A 20056-nucleotide genomic window follows, 5' to 3' on the forward strand; every position below is an offset into this window, starting at 1 on the left:
TAGACCTCCTTGCGGCAACACTTGTAGCAAGGGGGAATGACAAGTGAGAAAGTATATAAAAGGTTGGCCATTATTTGCATTTATTCTTTTTTTTGTTCTGATGATTCAAGGTGTTCGTGCGGAAGAATCTTCTCCGCTCGCCCAAATAGCAGAAGGTCTGAATAACCAGCAAATTGAAGTAGATGGATGGACTCTTCACGCTAAAACAAATGTAAACATGTCATCCGAACAATTTTCAAAAAAAGTGAAACGTTTCAAAGACGAACTACGACAGTATGAGTGGACCGAAAAAGAAGAAGAACATGTCACCAAAGTCACAGGAATTTACAAAGATGAAAAAAATGATACAATATCGAAAATTTTACTCGTGAAGACCGACACAAAATCCAATCAAAAGTCGTATTTATTATATGAGCAAAAAGGTGCTCGCCCACTGAATACCTGGGAGCATACATATGATCAGTTCGTACGTCATGCAAAAAGCATATTACAAGAGAAATTTGTAATTTTTACTTGTCTCGATGGTCATGTAAATGGTATGATGGATGTTGTTTTGCAAAAAAAAGCTGAAATGTTAGCAAATGAATTTCAAGCAAAACCAGTTGAGTATCTCGTTGAGTCTAATTTTGTGTCGCTTTCCGCTTACACAGATAAGTGGGAACAGTTCATTATGACTTCAAATGATAAAATGAATGTTCAAATTGCCATCAGAAGTTCGGAAATGAACGAAAATCATACGATTACGGTTGGCACACCAATCGTAACGACTGAATATTAATATAGAGAATTTGGGACGCGGAGGGGAAGACCTTGGAAAAAATCATCGTCCGCGGCGGTCAAAAGTTAAACGGCACAGTTAAAGTAGAAGGAGCAAAAAATGCCGTTTTACCAGTTATCGCTGCATCTTTGTTAGCAAGTACAGAAAAAAGCGTAATTTGTGATGTACCTACGCTCTCCGATGTATATACAATCAATGAAGTGTTACGTCATTTAGGAGCAGAAGTACATTTTGAAAATAACGAAGTATCAGTGGATGCATCTCATGCACTAGAAACTGAGGCTCCGTTTGAGTATGTCCGTAAAATGCGAGCGTCAGTGCTCGTCATGGGACCACTTTTAGCAAGAACAGGTCATGCAAGAGTTGCATTACCTGGAGGCTGTGCGATTGGTTCAAGACCAATTGACCAGCATTTAAAAGGCTTTGAAGCAATGGGAGCTAAAATTCAAGTAGGAAATGGTTTCATCGAGGCTGAAGTCAAAGGCCGTTTACAAGGTGCGAAAATCTATTTGGATTTCCCAAGTGTCGGCGCAACCGAAAACATCATTATGGCAGCAGCATTAGCTGAAGGCACAACAATTTTAGAAAACGTAGCAAAAGAACCTGAAATTGTTGATTTGGCAAACTACATCAATGCCATGGGCGGTAAGGTTCGCGGAGCTGGTACTGGTACAATCAAAATTGAAGGTGTGGAAACACTTCACGGTGCAAAACACAACATCATTCCTGACAGAATTGAAGCAGGTACTTTCATGGTGGCAGCAGCCATTACAGAAGGAAATGTTCTTGTGAAAGGCGCAGTGCCTGAGCACATGACATCACTTGTAGCAAAAATGGAAGAAATGGGTATTCAGATCATTGAAGAAGAAGAAGGTTTAAGAGTCATTGGACCATCTCAGCTTAAGCCAATCGATCTAAAAACAATGCCACATCCTGGTTTCCCAACGGATATGCAATCTCAGATGATGGCGCTATTGCTTCGTGCGAACGGAACAAGCATGATTACAGAAACGGTATTTGAAAACCGCTTTATGCATGCAGAAGAATTCCGCCGTATGAATGGCGATATTAAAATTGAGGGGCGCTCTGTCATTATCAACGGGCCGGTTCAACTTCAAGGTGCTGAAGTGGCAGCGACTGATTTAAGAGCAGGAGCAGCACTTGTACTTGCTGGATTAGTAGCAGAAGGTCATACACGTGTCACTGAGTTGAAGCATATCGATCGTGGTTATGTGAACTTCCACCAGAAGCTTGCAGCAATCGGTGCCGATATTGAAAGAGTAAACGATGAAACAGCAGATGTGACACAAGAACAAGTTGTATCAGATCTGAATGCGTAATGATAAAGAAATCAGTGTGTCCATAGGGCATGCTGATTTTTTTTTAGAATCATAGAATGCTTTATGTTTAAAGCTTATCATTAGTGTATCCAACCATCTTAAATTTTATTCATAAAGACGAACAGTAAAATCACTTGATATACAGCCCCTTATCTTCATCAACAGACTTGTCCAATGAATGAAAGAAGCTGTCATATTAGCTTGTCCTTCCCCATAGGATAAAAGAGATTCAATGACAAATGGGGGCAGCCAAATATGAAACCAATGATATGGACAATCGCAGGAATATGCATCATTATTTTAATGATTCCAACTTTACTTGTGTTGCCGACGTTTCAAGGGAAACCAGAGGCAAGTCAGCATGTATCAGCGGAGCCATCAGCTAAAAAAGAAGTGAAGGGTACAGTCAAATTGAAGCAATCACCCGTTGCTATCCCCGTCTATCGTTCAGCTCACCAGCAGGTAGAAAACATTCCCTTAGAAGAGTATGTGATCGGTGTCGTAGCGTCTGAAATGCCAGCTGATTTTGAGATGGAAGCACTCAAGGCACAAGCTCTCGCTGCAAGAACGTATATCGTCAGACAAATGATCATCGATAAGACCGTCAAATCACCAAAGGGCTCTCTTGTAGATGATACCCAAATGTTCCAAGTGTATAAAAACAAGCAGGAACTCAAGAAAATTTGGGGAAAAGCATACAATTGGAAATTGAAAAAAGTTACAGAAGCTGTCGCTAGCACACAAGGAAAAGTGCTCACTTATGACGAAAAACCAATTGATGCCTCATTCTTTTCAACAAGTAACGGTAAAACGGAAAATGCCGAAGCTTATTGGAAAAATGAAATCCCATATTTGAAAAGTGTCTCAAGTAAATGGGACGAAAAATCGCCAAAATTTCAAAACAAGAAAACCATCCCAGTTAGTGAATTTCAGCAAAAATTAGGTGTGACGCTTACTCAACAGGCTCAGGTAGGACAGATAGTAGAACGGACACCAGGAAATCAAGTAGCTAAAGTCGTCATAAACGGTAAAACACTGACAGGCAGAGACATTCGTGAGTCATTAGGGCTTCATTCAGCAGACTTTACATGGGAACGACAGGGCCAGCAAATTATCATTACGACAAAAGGGTATGGCCATGGTGTTGGAATGAGTCAGTATGGTGCGCATTATATGGCACAGTCAGGCAAAAAAGTGGATGCTATCGTGAAACATTATTATAAAGGGATTCAAATTGAATCAGCTGATCGTTTTCTTAACACGTATATGGCGAAAAAATAAAGCAAAGGTGCCTCAAAATGGGGGCATCTTTTTTGTGTGTTTCAAGAGGTTTGAACAGAATGTGTCAATTTGCGACTTAAGACGCACCTCAGGAAATCTTAAACATTTACGTCCCGACAAGAACCGATGGCCGATACAAAGCCCCTCAAAAGAAGGAGAAAACAAGAGAAGAAGTGATGTGTTAGGTGAATATATCTAGACAAATGACAGATTTTTAGTGATTTTGATGAAAGAGAAAAAGGGACCGAGTCCTATACCATTCCAAGACGGAATATTTTACGATTAAGATGTTTCAATTTAATACATAGGGAGGAAGGAAAAAATGATGTTGAAAAAAGTATTTACACTCGTAACCTTAGCTGTATTGACATTATCTATGTCAATCTCTTCACCAGTATTTGCAAAAGCATCTACAGTCAAAAAACATAACAAAGATGTAAGAGTCACCATCTTACTTGATGCAAGTGGAAGCATGGCAAGAAAAGTAGAGGGAGAACGCAAATTTGACCTCGCTAAACAAGAGGTATTTAAATTTGCTCAGTCACTTCCAAAAGACGCTAAAATTCGTATGAGCTTGTTTGGCTCTGAAGGAAACAACAAAAATTCAGGTAAAGCTCAATCATGTGAAGTCATTAGAGGCGTTTATGGCGTACAGCCTTACGAAAAAGAAAGCTTTGAAAACTCTTTAAACGGACTTGGGCCAAATGGCTGGACACCGATTGCTCGTGCTCTTGAACATGCAAAGCAAACGGATGAACAGCTTAATAATGGTACAAAACATATTGTGTACCTCATCACTGATGGCGAAGAAACTTGTGGCGGAGATCCAGTAAAAGTAGCAAAAGAATTGCATAACTCTAAAGGGTCGACTGTTGTGAATGTCATTGGATTAGACTTTAATGATGGCTATGAAGGTCAATTAAAGCAAGTAGCTAAAGCTGGTAAAGGCCATTACTACCAAGCAAGCACTGGTAAAGAAATGGGTTCTATCCTGTCAGCAGAATCATTAAAACTACACGAATAACTTGCTGAACAAAAGGGAAACGATTGATACATGCTTTCGTTTCTCTTTTTCTGTACAAATGTAAAAAGGGAGGTTTTTATAAATGAAACGCAATATTGTATTAACTATTTTGGCTAGTCTTGTCCTGCTTCTTTCTTCACCAGCTCATGCTGTGACAAAAAAACAGGAGCCAGCTCATGTGGTGATATTACTCGATTTAAGCGGTAGCATGGCGCAATCAGTTGAAGGCGAAAAGAAAATCGATATCGCCAAACGTTCTATTCAAAGCTTCGCTAGTATTTTATCAGATGATACACAAGTCCTTCTTCGTGTGTTTGGTCATGAAGGAACCAATAAAAATGCTGGAAAAGCAATTTCTTGTGGAAGCTCTGAAGCTGTTTATGGATTTGGATCATATGAATCATTAACATTTCAGCAAGCACTGAATGTGTATAAGCCAACCGGCTGGACACCACTTGCAAAAGCATTAACAGATACGAAGCAAGATTTTGAAGATCACCAAGCTGAAGGGAAAAATATTGTCTATGTCGTCAGTGATGGTAAAGAAACTTGTGGAGGAAGCCCTTCACAAGCAGCCAAGGAATTACATGAAGACGGAATTGACACCATTGTTAATATCATCGGCTTTGATGTGAATGAAAAAGAAGCAAAAAGTTTAAAGTCTGTTGCAAAAGCGGGCGGTGGACAATATCAACCGGCTGCTAATGCCGAAGAATTGAATCACATTCTACAAAATGAAGCGAGCGCTTTTGGTCAGTAGAATATGAAAGGGAGCTGGGGATTGTTTTCCCCAGCTGTTTTTTTGTTGAAGATCAATTCAAGGTGGTTTCTAATTCATCAATTCGTTTCTCCACGTAGTGCTGGTCTTTTCTTGCATGAAAGGTTTCGGCTTTTTCTAATATGGCCGCCGTATTATATTCGGGAATCTGTGAGTAGCTCTCATACACACCCTTTGGAATTAAAACGTTCCCTTCTGGCCAATACACAGCGATATTGCCACGTTTCAAATCCCCAAATTGAGCGACTCCTTGGTAGGATCCATATTGATTAAACAAAACAACTGGATCACCTTCTTTGACATAAAGCTCTTTAGCATCATCTTCATTCATCAAGATAGAATGACGCTTCCCACCATTAAAGGCATCCTTTTCGCTATAGATCATGGAATTGAATTGCTTTCCTCTTCTTGTCGTGATATTAAAATGTCCCTCGGTTTTTCGGTATTGAGGCAGCTGGGCAGGAAGAAGATGTCCTTTGCCGTCCGGTGTTGGACATTCTCCGTCTTCACATAGCCAGGCACCTCCCCATTGAAAAACGTCTCCTTTATGACGTAAATGCTGGATGCCATCATAGTTTCGATTTGCGATCGCTATCTCACGGCGAATGTCTTCAGCCGTTTCGAAATGAATCAGCTCAGCATCTTCAGGCCGTACTCTTTTTGCAAGATCAATATAAATATCCCATTCTGCTCTGGCCTCCTCAATCCGAGGTCCTTCAATTTCTGGACTGAAATATACCATGCGTTCCGTACTAGTGGAAGTACCGCCGCCTGGCTGCTCATATCTTGTCATAGCAGGGAGAACAATTACTGTCTCTTCTGCCTCTACAATTGTAGAAGTATTCAAAATGATATCTTGATGGACACGGAGTTCAAGCTCAGATAAAGCTTTTTCGATCGCATCTGGATTTGGCATCGTTTCTAAAAAGTTCCCGCCGCTCGTAAACAGCATTTTGAGTTTTTGTGGATGCTCTTTTGGGAGCGCCATTTTTTCAAATGATTGCCCAATAGTGTCACCATGCCATTTCGGAATGTCAAACCCCCAAATCTTTTCGATTCTTTCAATATTCTCTTCATCAAAATCACTGCCCGGCAAAACAAACGGGTCAGCACCCATTTCACCAGAACCTTGAACACCGCTATGGCCGCGAATTGGCATGACACCACAATGTTTCCTGCCAATAAATCCACGTAACATAGCAAGGTTGGCGACCTGTGATATATTATCTGTTGCAAAGCGGTGCTGGGTAAGACCCATGCTCCAAATGAAAACGCCTGAATTGGCATTGGCAAGAAGGATAGCAAATTCCTTCATTCTTTCTTTTGATAAGCCTGAAGACGCTTCAAGGTCTTCCCATTCCAACTGTGCGACATGCTGCTTTAAATCCTGTATGCCGGTAGTATGGGCTTGAATAAACTCATGGTCAAGTGCGGAATGGGGCGCGTGTTGCTCCATGTCAAACCAATGTTTGATGACACCATTCATAAACGCAATATCGCCGCCTATATTGACTTGATAGAAATCATCCGCAATTTTTGTGCCGAATAGAGCACTTTCTGGAATAGAGGGAACCCAGTACTTTTCCATGGCAGGCTCCTTGTACGGATTGATGACAATAATTTTGGTTCCTTTCTTTTTCGCCGCATACATATATTTAGTGGAAACGGGCTGATTGTTTGCTGCGACAGATCCCCAAAAAATTAAGACATCTGTTCCGATCCAGTCGTTGTAATTACAGCTGGAGGCTCCTATCCCAAGGGATCGCTTAAGAGCGGTTTTGCTCGGTGAATGACAAATGCGCGACGCATTATCAATATGATTTGTCCCGATAAAGCGAGCTGCCTTTGCCGCGGAATAATAGACTTCATTTGTAATCCCTCTAGCTGTTAAATAGAAAGCGAGCTGTCGTTTATCAATTGATTTGATTTTAGCTGCGATTTGATCTAATGCATCATCCCAAGAAATACGCGTAAAGGCATTGTCACCTTTTTTTCGAATGAGTGGATAAGGGATACGGCCAAGTTTGCGAAGAGTAGTGCTGTCCATTTGTTTGAGCTGTTGAATGTCTTCAAACCATTTTGGATCAATAGCTGGCATTGTATTAAGACGAAGTACATTTAGCCTTGTGGTGCATATATGAGGTCCTGTGAGCGTTTGGTCATATAACCCTGAAACACCAAGGGCACAGCCGTCACACACGCCTTGCGTTAAAATACGATATGCATAGGGGAGATTATCCTTGTTCTCCCACGCCACTTTCATCGTATCTCGAATGTGCTTCGGCTTTACTTTTCCAAGTCCCATAGGCGCAAAAGAGGCCCATAGCTTTGGTGAGGGTTTTTTATTAAGTTTTATAGGCCCCTTATGTTTTGTTTTCCCCATGATATCATCACCCTCCTATTACTTTATAAAGCGTTTTCATATCTAAAAATTACCTTTAGATTGTGATTCTGTCAAATTCAAATTAAGGCCGGGATGAGACAGAAGAAATAGTAGTAAGGTTTGTTTCTCTAAGCTGCTGAATATCCTTCCGTATGAGAAGAGATATGATAAAAGCGATGAAAAATAAGCCAGAGAACACCATCAGACTTTGCGTGTAGTTACCTGTTATATCCCGGATAAAGGATGAAAATAAAGGTCCTGCTAAACCAGCAGCTGCCCAGGCTGTCAGAATATAGCCGTGTATGGCACCAAGTTGTTTCGTGCCAAATAAATCACCAATATAAGCTGGGATTGAGGCAAACCCTCCTCCATAGCACGTATAAATAATCGCCATCACGATTGAAAAGACGAGCGGTTCCTTTAAATAAGGGAGTAAAGGAAAGGCAATGAGCTGAATACTAAAGAAGATTGTATACGTATTCGGCCTTCCGATATAATCTGAGAAAGAGGCCCAACCAATCCGTCCTAAACCATTAAAAGCACCTAAAATGCCAACAAGGGTAGCTGCAGCACCTGCAGTGAAACCAACACTTTCTTGAGCAAGAGGCGATGCTACTGAAATAATGGCAATCCCGCATGTGATATTAATAAAGAGCATGAGCCACAAATAATAAAAACGTCGTGTTTTGATCGCTTCATTTGCTGTAAGCTGTGATAAATCCTGAGGGATTTTTCTTTGATTTGTTTTTAACACCTCAAATTGTTTGACGTCATCAGGTGTTGGTGGTGATAAATAAAGAGATGAAATCACCATGATCATAAAATAGGAAATTCCAAGAATGTAAAAGGTAGTTGCGATATCTACTTTTTCAATGAGATATTGGATAATTGGGCTGCAAATAAGAGACGCAAACCCAAAACCCATAATAGCTAAGCCAGTTGCAAGCCCTCTTCGGTCCGGGAACCATTTCACTAAAGTTGATACAGGTGCAATGTAACCTACCCCTAATCCTATTCCTGCGAGTACACCATAGAATAAATAGAGGAGAGGGAGTGAGGACATGTGGACAGCGAATCCTGACCCTGTCATTCCAATACCAAAGAAAACGGCTGAGAAGAGTCCTGATGCCCTTGGACCATACCTTTCAACGAAATGCCCCATGAAAGCTGCAGATAATCCTAAAAATAAAATAGCAATACTGAAAGTCAGGCTTATTTCTGTCAATGACCACTGAAAAGCTTGATGTAAAGGATTCGTAAAAACACTCCAAGCGTAAACAGACCCAATAGATAAATGAATTCCCACAGCACTTGTTGCAATGAGCCAGCGATTTTTCGATTTGTTCATTTTGTTCCCCCCATATAAAGCAATCAAAAAGTTTGATAAGATAGAAATATGTTACATTTTTATGACTTTTTAAAATAATATCACAATTTGATTGGTTCATATAACTAAATTTGTGCTGAAAGGAAGATCATACTATGAATCCTTCTGTTAAAAAGAAACGAGTTATTCACCAATACCGTGAAGGTCAATTTACTTGCAAAACAGATGAAGTTGTAGAAGAATTTCCTTTAACTGTGATCGTGAATGGAGAGGAATTTGTAACACTTGTTTGTTCCCCAGATCATTTAAAAGAATTGGTGATCGGTTTTTTAGCTTCAGAAGGCGTCATTCGATTTGAAAATGAGATTAAAAGGTTTACAATAGATGAAAGTATGGGCTTTGCCTATGTTGATTTAGTTCACTCAAGCGGATTTCAGTCATCAGATTTTACTAAGCGGGTGATTGGTTCTTGCTGTGGGAAAGGGAGGCATTTTTATTTTCTCCAAGATGTGAAAACAGCAAAAACAGCCATTGATCGAATTAACATTTCTGCTGATACTTGTATGCGTCTAATGAAATCTTTACAAGAAGAAAGTCAATTGTTTCAACATACTGGTGGCGTGCATAATGCTGGACTGTGTGATACAGAAAAGCTATTCATCACTAGAACTGATATAGGAAGACATAATGCATTAGATAAAATCTATGGATACTGTTTACTTCATCAAATTCCGCTTAGAGATAAAATTCTTGTGTTTAGCGGCCGGATATCATCAGAAGTTCTGTTGAAGGCAGCAAAACTAGGAGTGTCGATCGTCATCTCAAAATCAGCACCTACTGAGCTTGCGCTTAATATGGCAGAAGAATTAAATATCACAACAGTTGGATTTGTCAGAGGAGAATCTTTTAATATCTACACTCACCATCAGCGTATAACAGAATAGGAGGCAAAGTATGGACAGTATATTGGATAAGAGACATCGACCATTGCGCGATTTAAGAATATCAGTAACAGATCGCTGTAACTTCAGATGTACGTACTGTATGCCTGCTGAAATTTTTGGACCAGATTATCCTTTTTTGAATAAAGAAGAGCTGCTTAGTTTCGAAGAAATTGAACAGCTTGCTACCCTTTTTGCAAAGGACCTAGGTGTGGTAAAAATACGCATCACAGGTGGCGAACCCTTATTGCGAAAAGATTTGCCTATCTTAATAGAAAAGCTCTCAAACATTCCAGGAATCGAAGACATTGCTATGACAACAAATGGAACACTTTTACCTGTATATGCTGATAAGTTAAAGAAAGCAGGTCTTCAAAGAGTCACCATTAGTTTGGATTCATTAAATCCTGACCGTTTTAAGCAAATGAACGGAAGGAATATTTCTATCCAAAAAGTGTTTGATGGGATTGAGGCTGCAAAAAAAGCAGGACTTGCTATTAAGATCAATATGGTTGTTCAAAAAGGTGTGAATGATCAGGATGTTTTGCCAATGGCAGCTTACTTTAAAAAAGCAGGACATGTTCTCAGATTTATTGAGTTTATGGATGTCGGAAATACGAACAAATGGAATCTAGAGCATGTCATGACAAAAAAAGAAATCATTGGTCTAATTGACTCAACATTTCCCATCAAACCAGAACCTCCTCAGTACCCAGGAGAAGTAGCCAACCGATTCTTTTACCAGGATGGTTCAGGAGAGATAGGCATTATTTCTTCTGTTTCAGATGCTTTTTGTGGAACATGTAATAGAGCGAGGCTTTCTGCTCGCGGTGAATTGTTTACATGTCTTTTTGCATCATCGGGTTTTGACCTGAAGCGGGTGATTCGTTCGACAAAAGATAATGAAGAAATAAAGAACATATTGAAGGAACTATGGTCGAATAGAGATGATCAATATTCAGCCGAGAGAGAGCAAAAGAAAGATCAGAAAAAAGTTGAAATGTCATACATCGGTGGGTAGTGACAACAAAGTATCATGATCATGATTTTTTGAAAAGTAGAGAAAATGTCATAATCATGATTGAAAATCCTTTTATAGAAATAGGTCTATTCATCTTAGAATCCTATCATGATCAAAAACCAGCAGAGATTCTGCTGGTTTTTAAAATGTTATTTTGTGGCTCAAAAATGTTGAAATAGGCCTAGAAAATCGTTTTTTCAACATTTTTTACTGCTTTACTTTTATAGGAGCTGTGATAAGATCAACTCAATCTTTACCAACTCGATTTTTTCACTCCTGGAATGTGGCCCTTATAGGCAAGCTCACGAAAAGCAATTCTAGACATTTTAAATTTTCGTAAGTAACCTCTAGGGCGACCGGTTAATTCACAGCGGTTTTTTAAGCGGGTAGGGGAAGAGTCTCTAGGTAATTTCCGTAAAGCTTCATAGTCACCTTGTTCTTTTAACTCTTTTCTTAATTCAGCATATTTCAATACAAGCTGCTGCCGCTTTTTTTCTTTAGCAATTTTAGATTTCTTTGCCACTTAAAACCCTCCTGGCTTAATGTTGGATTTTCCATTGAAAGGGGTCTTCAAACGTAGTCCAATTTTGATCAAATTCCTCAGGTGTGAGTAAGCATTGATCAAGTGTTCGAATGATATCTGCTTTAGGTAAATCTACGCCAATAAACACAAGTTTTGTATGCCTGTCACCAAATTCTGCGTCCCACTCATCAAGAAGCTCTGGTTCTTGCTTTAATATCTGTGCTTTTTCTTGCTCAGGCACGGCAGCAATCCAGTAGGCAATTGGTTCAATCTGAACAGATTTTCCAGCCTGTGAAATTAAAATGGTTAAATCATGATGTGTGGCAAGCCATGTAAATCCTTTAGCGCGAACGATTTGCTCTGGCATCTGATCTAACCAATGATTTAACCTGCTAGTATGGAAAGGAAGTCTTCTCTCATAAACAAAGGATGAGATGTTGTATTCTTCTGTTTCCGGCGTATGCTGAGAATGCCCAGCGTTGATTTCTTTAATCCAGCCAGCAGAAGCACTGGACTTTTCAAAGTCGAATAAACCAGTATTTAAAATGTCACTTGGCTTTACTTGCCCTTTTGAGGTTCTGATGATAGATGCTTCTGGTTGAAGTGTTGTCAGCACATGCTCAAGTCGGTCTAATTCTGAGTTTGATACTAGATCACATTTATTGATAATCAGTACGTCACAAAATTCAATTTGATCAATCAGTAAATCGGAAATTTCGCGTTCGTCATCATCTGAAACGGCTTGTTTACGGTCTAATAGACTTTCTCCTGACTGGAAGTCGGTCCAGAAACGATTCGCATCTACAACAGTGACCATCGTGTCTAGCCGGCAAAAGCGTGTTAAATCGATGCCCATTTCTTCATCAATATAAGAGAAAGTTTGCGCGACTGGAATTGGTTCACTAATACCTGTAGACTCAATGACAATATAATCAATAAGACCAGTCTTACATAGGCGCTCTACTTCAATTAACAAATCTTCTCTTAATGTGCAGCAAATACAACCATTAGATAATTCAACTAGCTTCTCATCTGATCGAGAGAGCTCACCGCCTTGTTTGACTAGTTCTGCATCAATATTAATTTCGCTCATGTCATTAACAATTACAGCTACTTTTAACCCTTTACGATTTTGTAGTACATGATTTAATATGGTTGTTTTTCCAGCTCCTAAAAAACCGCTTAATACTGTAATGGGTATTCGCTTATTCATTTCCTTCTGTCCCTTTGCCAACGATCATGTTCATTTCCGCCTCTCTTAAAAAGTAATGATTACGATTTGTAGTCTAAAAAATTATTTTGTTTCTCTATGAAGGGTATATTTCTTTAACCGAGGAGAATATTTTTTTAACTCCAGTCGATCCGGATTCGTTCTTTTATTCTTTGTTGTGATATAGTTTCTGTCACCAGTTTCCGTACAGGCTAAGGTAATTTTCACACGCATCAGTAATAGGGCCCTCCTTTAATTCGTAATGGTTACGATTTGTATTTTAAAATGATCACGAAAGAATGTCAAGCTTTGTAGGGTGATCATGCAAAATGATCAAACAACAGGGGTATCGAATGTTCATTGATACCCCTCTCGATTAATAAAAGTCACCAAGCTCTTCTTCGTATTCACCTTCATATTGCTGAATGTCACTAGGAATTTCTTGAAGAAATGCTAGACCGCCTAATATCAGCATCAGGATAATGGCGATGAATGAGAGAATGGCTGCGACAATACTTGATATGGCAAACAGCGTCTGCATTTTCATCATCTTAGCATATTGTTCCAATAACTCTTCGTAAGAAGTATCAGGAGCTTGAATTAATTGTTCAGCTGCGTTTACAGATTTTTGTACATGGATTCCCATCATAATGAGGAAGACGCCAAGTGCAGCAGGAAGAACAAGCCAAAAGCCAATAAGAATAGCTAGGCCGCCTGAAATATAGAGAAATATACTACCAACTTTTCCCCACTTTGTGATCGAATGAAGAGATTGAATGATTTTCTCAGTTTGTTGCAATGATGTTCACTCCTTTATGTATTCACTCTTTATCATACTTGAGCAGGTAGTACTTTAGGAAGAGTGAATGTAGAACAATTTTTAAAAATTTCTATCTATACTTTACTATTAATGGATAAATAAATTATCTTCGAATAAGAAAAAAGTAACATTTACCATGAAATTTAACGACAATTTATGTCAAAAATAAGATTAGTAGTTAAAAATAATTAGTAAAATTATCAAAATATGTTGTTAGTTGTCTTGTAATTGGTTATTATTGTGTTGTATTACCATAAAAATTGGAAGGTGGAATTCATATGTTAGATCGTTTTTTAAACAAAATGACCAATGTTCAACCTGCAGCTTCAAGATGTATTTTGCAAAAATTAGTCACTTCATGCAAGTCAGCACCAACTTGTTTCCTTCAAGGTGTTGGAACTTTCCGTTACTACGTGGATCGTGATACAGGTGAGATTTGTACTAGCCAAGAACGCATTAGATGTGGCTGCTAAATTCAAGGATTTTATTTAATAGGATGTGAACGCATGAGCATATCTTCAATCTCATTCTTAACAAATGCTATGCAGACGTCAAACAGTCGTCAAGCGAGTCAACCATCCAATTCTTTTTTAAACCAAGCAGCGAAAATTGTTCAAGGCGACCATTCTCCAGAAGAGAGAAAGGCATTATTTCAACAACTGACCCTAGTTCAGCAAGGAAAAGATTTAGAGCTTCATGTGTCTAAATTAAAGGAACTAGAGAAAGAGGTTCAAAAAGAATTGTCTTCTTCGTCCGTTACTGTGAATCAACATGGTGACCAAGTAGATATTTCAACTGAGGCTCGCAGTGAGTTTGAACAAGCTGAGGAACAAGCCACAGCTTCAAGTGAAGCTGGTGAAATTGCCGCAAGGGAAAAGGATCAGGATGTTCAGGTAGATCCAAAACAATAAAAAAAGAGGCATGTGTTTTTTGATCTTCACATGCCTCATTTATGTTTATTTTTCAAACAACCTTGAATAAAGACCATCTGGAAAAGGGGCTGCATATGAAATTGTTTCATCTTCTTCTACCATGATGTAATATGGAAATTCTTCAATCTGGAATATGTTAGTCATTTGTTCGTCCACTGAGATAATTCGCATGTTGGTTTGGTTATCACGATATAATTCTTGATCCTCTTCTTTCCCATTCTTTAGCAAAATACTAAAAGGAATGTCTAGTTCACGCTGCTTTTTCGTTTCTAAGAATTGTTCCAGCGATGGGATGCAATGCGGACATGCTGTGTCAGTGAATATAAGCAACTGTTGCTTGTGATTGTTTTGCAGTAAATCATTCATTTGAATAGGTGATGGTTTTTCGAGTAGCGGATGAACAAGTTTTTGTCCAACATGATGGACTGGTAAGATGATTAAGTCCATCTCGTGTTTTAGATAGATCATGATTCCGATCGTCAATAAAAGGCTGCAGACAATAAGAGTTAACTGTAAAAGTAAGATTGAAGTCATCGTATATCGTCCTCTCAGAGTGAAGTTACGCAGAGCTATCATAATATAAATATCAAAAATATGTCAATTATACTAAATGGTGTAAGGTGGAGCGTTTGATGAGTACAGTGAACCATTGTTTATATGCAATCTCTTATACTTGGAAAAGAAGTCGATCATATCTTCTGTTAACTCTATTCATCCAAGTGATCGTTGGCTTTATGCCTTTGGCTAGTGTCTGGATTATTCAAACATTGATTAATGAAATTATTTTATTTATGACTTCTTCTGGAGACATCCAAAAGGTTTTATGGTTATTTGGATTGCAAATGGTCATTGTGGTTTTAGGGTATGGGCTTCAATTCATTCTTCAGCTTAGTCAGCAGAAAGCGACAAATTTGATTGGTTTGCATTTGAAGGGTGAATTACTTCAAAAGGCGATCAGGCTTCCATATATTACATTTGAACACCCGTCTTTTTATAATGAAAGTCAACGTGTGATGAACAGTCATCAGCATGTTCTGAGTATGGTTAGAAGTATATTTACAATCATGAGCGCATTGATTACTGTTGTATCACTTCTCATTTATATGATTGGTATCCATTGGGGCTTGGCGGTTATTCTGATCTTATGTACTCTGCCTGTCTTATGGATTGAGCTTTTCTTTGGAGGCGCACGGTATCAATTAAACCGGATGTTAACGGCCAATGATCGAAGAGAAATGTATGTATCCGACCTTGTTGCACAGCGAGATTCATTGAAGGAAATCCGTTTATATGGAATTGGAGATTACCTTCTTCAAAAGTGGAAAGGTCATTATGTAAAAAGTGCAGATGAAAAATATAAATTACTAAAACGTCAGGTTCGCTGGGAGATGGCAGGCGGATTGCTTATGACATTTGCCTATGTGTGTTGTGGTCTTTTTATTGTCTTTCTTATCTTTCAAAAGAAATTAGCTGCGGGTACGTTTGTCGCTGTACTCCAAGCTGTGCAAAATATTCAAAGCGGTTTTCAAGATTTAACGAGGGAATGTTCTAGTTTATATGAAACGAGTCTCTATATTGATGAAATGAGATCTTTTCAAAAGAGAGAAGAAGAAATTGATGAGCAGACAGAGGAAGGGGCATCGCTTCGGAGGATTGAATGTATTCAGTCCATTACGCTTGAAAATCTCTCTTTTACCTATCCGAATATGAAAACGCCTGCTATTGAACATATACATTTTCATATCGATAAAGGTGAACGCATTGCATTGGTCGGGGATAACGGATCAGGTAAGACGACCTTGATTAAATGTTTGACCGGTTTATATGATCCAGACAAGCCGAATATGCAAAAGGTCAATGGTGAATCGATTTCGACCATTTATAAAAAATCATATCATGCGAGAATGGCTGTCCTTTTTCAAGATTTTATGAAATACGAATTCACTGTGAAAGAAAACATTGGGTTTGGCCGTATTGACGAAATAGATAAGGGAGAGCGCATAAGCACAGCTGCCCGGCAAGCAGGCATAGAGAAAAGAATTCATCAAATGGAAGAAAGATACGATGCGCAGCTTGGCCGTTTTTTTGAAGAAGGTCATGAACTGTCTGGCGGACAATGGCAAAAGCTTGCGATGGCGAGGACCTTTTTTAGAGAAAGTGATTTTATTATTTTAGATGAACCGACCTCTGCTCTCGATCCACTATCAGAGATTTCACTCATTCGAAAGCTTTTTGATCATACGCAGGATCAAGGGGTCTTATTTATCACACACCGTATGGGGGCGGCCCGCTTAGCAGACCGGATCATCGTGATGAAAGATGGTGCTTTCGTTGAAGAGGGGAACCATGAAGAGCTAATGGTGCTAGATGGAGAGTACAAAAGGCTTTACGAGGCACAATCCCAACTATTTCAACAAAAGGAGATGGCGTAAGGTGAGTGCCTTTTATTTTATAGGTGTCTATTTATTAGGAATCGTCTTTGCAGGTGCATGGATTGATAAAGTGAGAAAACAAACGGCGCATATTCAGCAGATGAATGCATATCGATTGCTGCCACCTACGCTCACGGCGCCCGTGTTTTATTTGTTTTTGACTGTTGAATTAGCTTGTACGAGCTTATTGTTCGTGTGGAACATGTCTCTTGTACCTGCGATTGGTCTAACCGCGCTTTTATGTATTTATACTGGAGCGGTCACCTTCAATTTATTGAGAGGACATCGTAACATTTCATGCGGCTGTGGAGGTTTGCTTGAAAATGATCATCTTCACTGGGGAATTGTGATTCGTAATGTGTTGATGCTGGCTCTTGTGATTGGGTTGTTTTATGTACATCCCCATGTAGAAACAATTCCGTGGACTTTTCATATTATTTGTTTTCTCATTGCAGTGGCTGTCTGTTTGATTATAGCGGTGGGGAAAACAATCATGATGTTCAAAAGAAAATGGGTGAATCAATTTGAATCGTTTATAGAAGGAGACCAAGTGAAATGACTGATATTCTACTAATTATTGTGTTACTCATTGTCATTGCTCAGCTGGCAGTTGTGTTTTTGCTTGCTCGCTTTATCGGGAAATTTATGAGTAAAATTAAATCCTTTGATGGGATTGAGTTAAAGGAAGCGGATATTGGTGATGCTGCGCCGTTATTTCGTAGCTATACACATTCAGGGAATAAGGTCATTTTAAAGGAGTATTTACAGAACGGAAGAGCCGTGATGCTGTTATTTGTAAATACCACTTGTATGACATGCAAAAGCATTTTGTCTGATATGCATCAGCACATCTCTAACGATGATACTCAATTCATTTTCATCAATGGCGATGAACAAGGAGATGATGGATTGCTCCTTCAATTGCTGCCAGATCATGCTGTGTATGTGCGCTCTTCGCAAATCATGGAGCTGTATGGGGTAACGGTTGTTCCGCAAGCGATTTTGATAGATGAACATGGTATCATCCTGCAAAGAAAAGCTGTTCAAAATGTGAAACAGTTTGAACAGCTGTTACACGCATCATAAAAAAGCGTCTCTTTGTTGGAGAGACGCTCCAGCGTGTAGACAAACCCTCGCATTCGTTGTCAGTCCTGCGTGCTGGTGCTCACGAATGTCAAATTCGCTCCGCGCCAGTACTCGTCCTTCCTAGAATTCAAAGGTTTTCTATCACGCTGAAAAGGAGACAAAGGGCTAAAATCAAGATCATTTTAGCCCTTTGTCAACAATCTGAAGCGTCTTTTTGTTGGAGAGACGCTCGTTTTATAATTCTTTTCCTAGAATGTCTAAATCGTATCTGCTGCCGTCCATCTCTGCGATGCGTGGCAGGTGACCCCATGTCTCAAAGCCGTGCTTTTTAAATAATCGAATGCTGGCTTCGTTGTGCCCGAAAATAAAGGCGAGTAACGTTCGAATGCCTAGTGAAGGTGCCAACTCAATGGCCTCTTGTAAAAAAAGTGACCCTAATCCTTTTCCTCGGTAGTCTTGGTTTAAGTAAATACTCATTTCAACGGTTCCGTTGTAGGCAGGTCTTCCATAAAAGGTTTCAAAGCTGAGCCAGCCATAAATATGACCATCCTCATCCGTTTTCACATAGAGAGGTCTTTTCTCTGAATGATTCAAAAACCATTGCCGGCGGTCTTCAACTGAAACTGGTTCTGTATCGGCGGTTACTTCTCTTGAAGCAATGGTCGAATTGTAAATATCAACGATTGCTTTGAGGTCATCTTCTGTTGCTATACGGTTGAAAGTTTTCACAATAAAGTCCTCCATCTTTTTTCATTCATCATACATATTATTGATGCGATTGCGCAAAATAAAAAGAAAAATGATTTCGTGTGTATATATTTTTTGAAAAGTGTTCAGAATGTTGCTGAGGTGATGAAAAATGAGAGAGGAAGAAAAGAAACGTACTTCCAAAATCACAAAAGTTCAGCAATTTTTCCGTAAGCGCTGGGTATTCCCTGCAATTTACTTGGTCAGCGCAGCGGTCGTGTTAACAGCCGTTCTTTGGTATCAAGCTGTATCAAAAGATGTGAAAGACCAACTATCTGATGGAAATCAAACAGGGCAAGAACAGCGTGATGATGCCGTTGAAGTTGGAAAGCCAATTGAAAATGTTGCCATGCCAGTCCAGAATTCTGATAATGTTTCTGTCGTGAAAAAGTTCTATGAAGCAGATGCTGATCAAAAAGAAAAAGAAGCAGCACTTGTAAACTATAATAACACCTATACCTTGAGCAAAGGTATTGATCTTGCAGACAAAGATGGCAAAGTGTTTGATGTCACAGCTGCTCTTAGTGGAACAGTGGTTCAAGCGAAAAAAGATCCAGTTCTCGGTCATGTCGTTGAAATTGAACATGAAGATGGATTATCGACTGTTTACCAATCGTTGTCACAAGTGAGTGTTAAAGAAGGCGATGAAGTGAAGCAGAATGATGTCATCGGTGCTTCTGGTAAAAATCTTTATGGTGCTGAAAGCGGCAACCATGTGCATTTTGAAATTCGTATGGAAGGTTTAGCGCTTAATCCACTTAGCTTTATTGACAAGCCTGTTTCAACTATTGAAAAGGCCGCACAAGAAGTGACGGAAGAAGCAAAAGAACCTGCTCAGCCCAAAGCTGATGAAAAAACGAAGGAACCTGCTGCTGAAGATAAGGCCAAAGAGCCTGCTGGAGAAAAGTCTGATGAGAAGGGGAAATCCTCTGATCAAGAAAAGTCTTCTGATTCCTCTAAAGACAGTAGTCAATCTGAAGAAACAAAACAATCTTAAGTCTTGAAACCTCTGTATATGAATCATGCAGAGGTTTTTTTCTGTCTTAAAAAATCCCCCGCACTCGGCGGAGGATGGTTTAAAGGGCGGCAGGACCTTCTTCACCTGTCCGAATGTTGATTGTATTTTCTATCTCATATATAAAAATTTTCCCATCCCCTGGTTCGCCTGTACGAAGTACCTTTTGAGCTGTTTCAACGACCTGTTCGACAGGTACTTCGCTGAGGACGATTTCAATCTTTAAACGTTCGTACACATTGCTTTCCTTTTTGACGCCGCGATATAACTCTGTATGTCCCTTTTGTAAACCGCAGCCGTGTACATTCGAAAAGGTAATGGAAGTGACACCAATCTTTCCAAGCTCCACCTTTAATGTTTCGAAATTGGCTGGACGTGTGACAATCTCCACTTTATACATTTTGCTCATAGAGACACC

At 39.4% G+C, this 20056-nt stretch carries 22 protein-coding genes; 13 read left to right on the forward strand and 9 right to left on the reverse strand.

The features are described from left to right. The first annotated feature begins 43 nt into the window (after window positions 1-43). The 5 genes from GPS65_RS01900 (at window position 44) to GPS65_RS01920 (ending at window position 5183) form a co-directional block, all read left to right on the forward strand. A complete protein-coding gene (locus tag GPS65_RS01900; protein WP_012011543.1) occupies window positions 44-778 on the forward strand; it encodes a YwmB family TATA-box binding protein in 735 nt (244 codons plus the stop codon). A 32-nt stretch (window positions 779-810) separates the two neighbouring features. Next, window positions 811-2118 carry a UDP-N-acetylglucosamine 1-carboxyvinyltransferase gene (murA, locus tag GPS65_RS01905; RefSeq protein WP_012011542.1) on the forward strand — a complete coding sequence of 436 codons (1308 nt, stop codon included), beginning with the start codon at window positions 811-813 and terminating at the stop codon, window positions 2116-2118. Window positions 2119-2373: 255 nt separating this feature from the next. Continuing rightward, the gene (spoIID, locus tag GPS65_RS01910) at window positions 2374-3399 is read left to right on the forward strand and encodes a stage II sporulation protein D (protein ID WP_119125494.1); all 1026 of its coding nucleotides are present in this window, start codon (window positions 2374-2376) and stop codon (window positions 3397-3399) included. 325 nt (window positions 3400-3724) lie between these two features. Further along, window positions 3725-4423, forward strand: coding sequence for a VWA domain-containing protein (locus GPS65_RS01915; protein ID WP_081112358.1), 699 nt, complete (start codon window positions 3725-3727; stop codon window positions 4421-4423). Window positions 4424-4505: 82 nt separating this feature from the next. Next, a complete protein-coding gene (locus tag GPS65_RS01920; RefSeq protein WP_119125493.1) occupies window positions 4506-5183 on the forward strand; it encodes a VWA domain-containing protein in 678 nt (225 codons plus the stop codon). Between the two features lie 52 nt (window positions 5184-5235). On the opposite strand, the gene GPS65_RS01925 is transcribed toward GPS65_RS01920, so the two are convergent. Continuing rightward, window positions 5236-7584 (reverse strand): FdhF/YdeP family oxidoreductase, encoded by a 2349-nt coding sequence (locus GPS65_RS01925; protein ID WP_119125492.1) that lies wholly within the window; start codon window positions 7582-7584, stop codon window positions 5236-5238. 82 nt (window positions 7585-7666) lie between these two features. Then, complete coding sequence (locus GPS65_RS01930; protein WP_119125491.1) at window positions 7667-8932, reverse strand: L-lactate MFS transporter; 1266 nt, start codon at window positions 8930-8932, stop codon at window positions 7667-7669. A 134-nt stretch (window positions 8933-9066) separates the two neighbouring features. Here GPS65_RS01930 and fdhD point away from each other — a divergent pair, with 134 nt between their 5' ends. Beyond that, the gene (gene fdhD / locus GPS65_RS01935) at window positions 9067-9855 is read left to right on the forward strand and encodes a formate dehydrogenase accessory sulfurtransferase FdhD (protein ID WP_119125490.1); all 789 of its coding nucleotides are present in this window, start codon (window positions 9067-9069) and stop codon (window positions 9853-9855) included. A gap of 10 nt (window positions 9856-9865) precedes the next feature. Next, a complete protein-coding gene (gene moaA, locus GPS65_RS01940; RefSeq protein ID WP_012011535.1) occupies window positions 9866-10873 on the forward strand; it encodes a GTP 3',8-cyclase MoaA in 1008 nt (335 codons plus the stop codon). Between the two features lie 253 nt (window positions 10874-11126). Here the strand turns inward: moaA and rpsN are convergent, their stop codons facing one another. The 4 genes from rpsN to GPS65_RS01960 all read right to left on the reverse strand — a co-directional run bounded on the left by rpsN (window position 11127) and on the right by GPS65_RS01960 (window position 13405). Then, complete coding sequence (gene rpsN / locus GPS65_RS01945) at window positions 11127-11396, reverse strand: 30S ribosomal protein S14 (RefSeq protein WP_012011533.1); 270 nt, start codon at window positions 11394-11396, stop codon at window positions 11127-11129. Between the two features lie 16 nt (window positions 11397-11412). Next, the gene (locus GPS65_RS01950) at window positions 11413-12609 is read right to left on the reverse strand and encodes a GTP-binding protein (protein ID WP_161985304.1); all 1197 of its coding nucleotides are present in this window, start codon (window positions 12607-12609) and stop codon (window positions 11413-11415) included. An 81-nt stretch (window positions 12610-12690) separates the two neighbouring features. After that, the gene (gene rpmG / locus GPS65_RS01955) at window positions 12691-12840 is read right to left on the reverse strand and encodes a 50S ribosomal protein L33 (protein WP_003214771.1); all 150 of its coding nucleotides are present in this window, start codon (window positions 12838-12840) and stop codon (window positions 12691-12693) included. A 142-nt stretch (window positions 12841-12982) separates the two neighbouring features. Further along, the gene (locus GPS65_RS01960; protein WP_003215041.1) at window positions 12983-13405 is read right to left on the reverse strand and encodes a DUF5362 family protein; all 423 of its coding nucleotides are present in this window, start codon (window positions 13403-13405) and stop codon (window positions 12983-12985) included. Between the two features lie 299 nt (window positions 13406-13704). On the opposite strand from GPS65_RS01960, the gene GPS65_RS01965 reads away from it, so the two are divergent. After that, a complete protein-coding gene (locus GPS65_RS01965) occupies window positions 13705-13899 on the forward strand; it encodes a hypothetical protein (RefSeq protein ID WP_003215165.1) in 195 nt (64 codons plus the stop codon). 33 nt (window positions 13900-13932) lie between these two features. Continuing rightward, window positions 13933-14337: a hypothetical protein gene (locus tag GPS65_RS01970; protein WP_012011531.1), complete on the forward strand. Its 405-nt coding sequence runs from the start codon at window positions 13933-13935 to the stop codon at window positions 14335-14337. Between the two features lie 45 nt (window positions 14338-14382). On the opposite strand, the gene GPS65_RS01975 is transcribed toward GPS65_RS01970, so the two are convergent. After that, window positions 14383-14892 (reverse strand): thiol:disulfide interchange protein, encoded by a 510-nt coding sequence (locus GPS65_RS01975; protein WP_041816008.1) that lies wholly within the window; start codon window positions 14890-14892, stop codon window positions 14383-14385. Between the two features lie 98 nt (window positions 14893-14990). Here GPS65_RS01975 and GPS65_RS01980 point away from each other — a divergent pair, with 98 nt between their 5' ends. The 3 genes from GPS65_RS01980 to GPS65_RS01990 are packed head-to-tail and all read left to right on the forward strand — an operon-like array spanning window position 14991 to window position 17876. Continuing rightward, a complete protein-coding gene (locus GPS65_RS01980; RefSeq protein ID WP_041816005.1) occupies window positions 14991-16790 on the forward strand; it encodes an ABC transporter ATP-binding protein in 1800 nt (599 codons plus the stop codon). 1 nt (window position 16791) lies between these two features. Next, window positions 16792-17349: a MauE/DoxX family redox-associated membrane protein gene (locus GPS65_RS01985; RefSeq protein WP_012011528.1), complete on the forward strand. Its 558-nt coding sequence runs from the start codon at window positions 16792-16794 to the stop codon at window positions 17347-17349. Further along, window positions 17346-17876, forward strand: coding sequence for a TlpA family protein disulfide reductase (locus tag GPS65_RS01990; RefSeq protein ID WP_012011527.1), 531 nt, complete (start codon window positions 17346-17348; stop codon window positions 17874-17876). The genes GPS65_RS01985 and GPS65_RS01990 overlap by 4 nt, the downstream gene beginning before the upstream one ends. A gap of 234 nt (window positions 17877-18110) precedes the next feature. Here the strand turns inward: GPS65_RS01990 and GPS65_RS01995 are convergent, their stop codons facing one another. Further along, entirely contained in the window at window positions 18111-18620 is a 510-nt protein-coding gene (locus GPS65_RS01995) for a GNAT family N-acetyltransferase (RefSeq protein WP_041816002.1), read from the reverse strand. Window positions 18621-18735: 115 nt separating this feature from the next. On the opposite strand from GPS65_RS01995, the gene GPS65_RS02000 reads away from it, so the two are divergent. Next, the gene (locus GPS65_RS02000) at window positions 18736-19620 is read left to right on the forward strand and encodes a stage II sporulation protein SpoIIQ (RefSeq protein WP_119125487.1); all 885 of its coding nucleotides are present in this window, start codon (window positions 18736-18738) and stop codon (window positions 19618-19620) included. A gap of 79 nt (window positions 19621-19699) precedes the next feature. On the opposite strand, the gene GPS65_RS02005 is transcribed toward GPS65_RS02000, so the two are convergent. After that, window positions 19700-20047 carry a P-II family nitrogen regulator gene (locus GPS65_RS02005; protein ID WP_003214763.1) on the reverse strand — a complete coding sequence of 116 codons (348 nt, stop codon included), beginning with the start codon at window positions 20045-20047 and terminating at the stop codon, window positions 19700-19702. Between the last annotated feature and the right edge of the window lie 9 nt (window positions 20048-20056).

Source organism: Bacillus pumilus (assembly GCF_009937765.1).
Classification (GTDB): domain Bacteria; phylum Bacillota; class Bacilli; order Bacillales; family Bacillaceae; genus Bacillus; species Bacillus pumilus_O.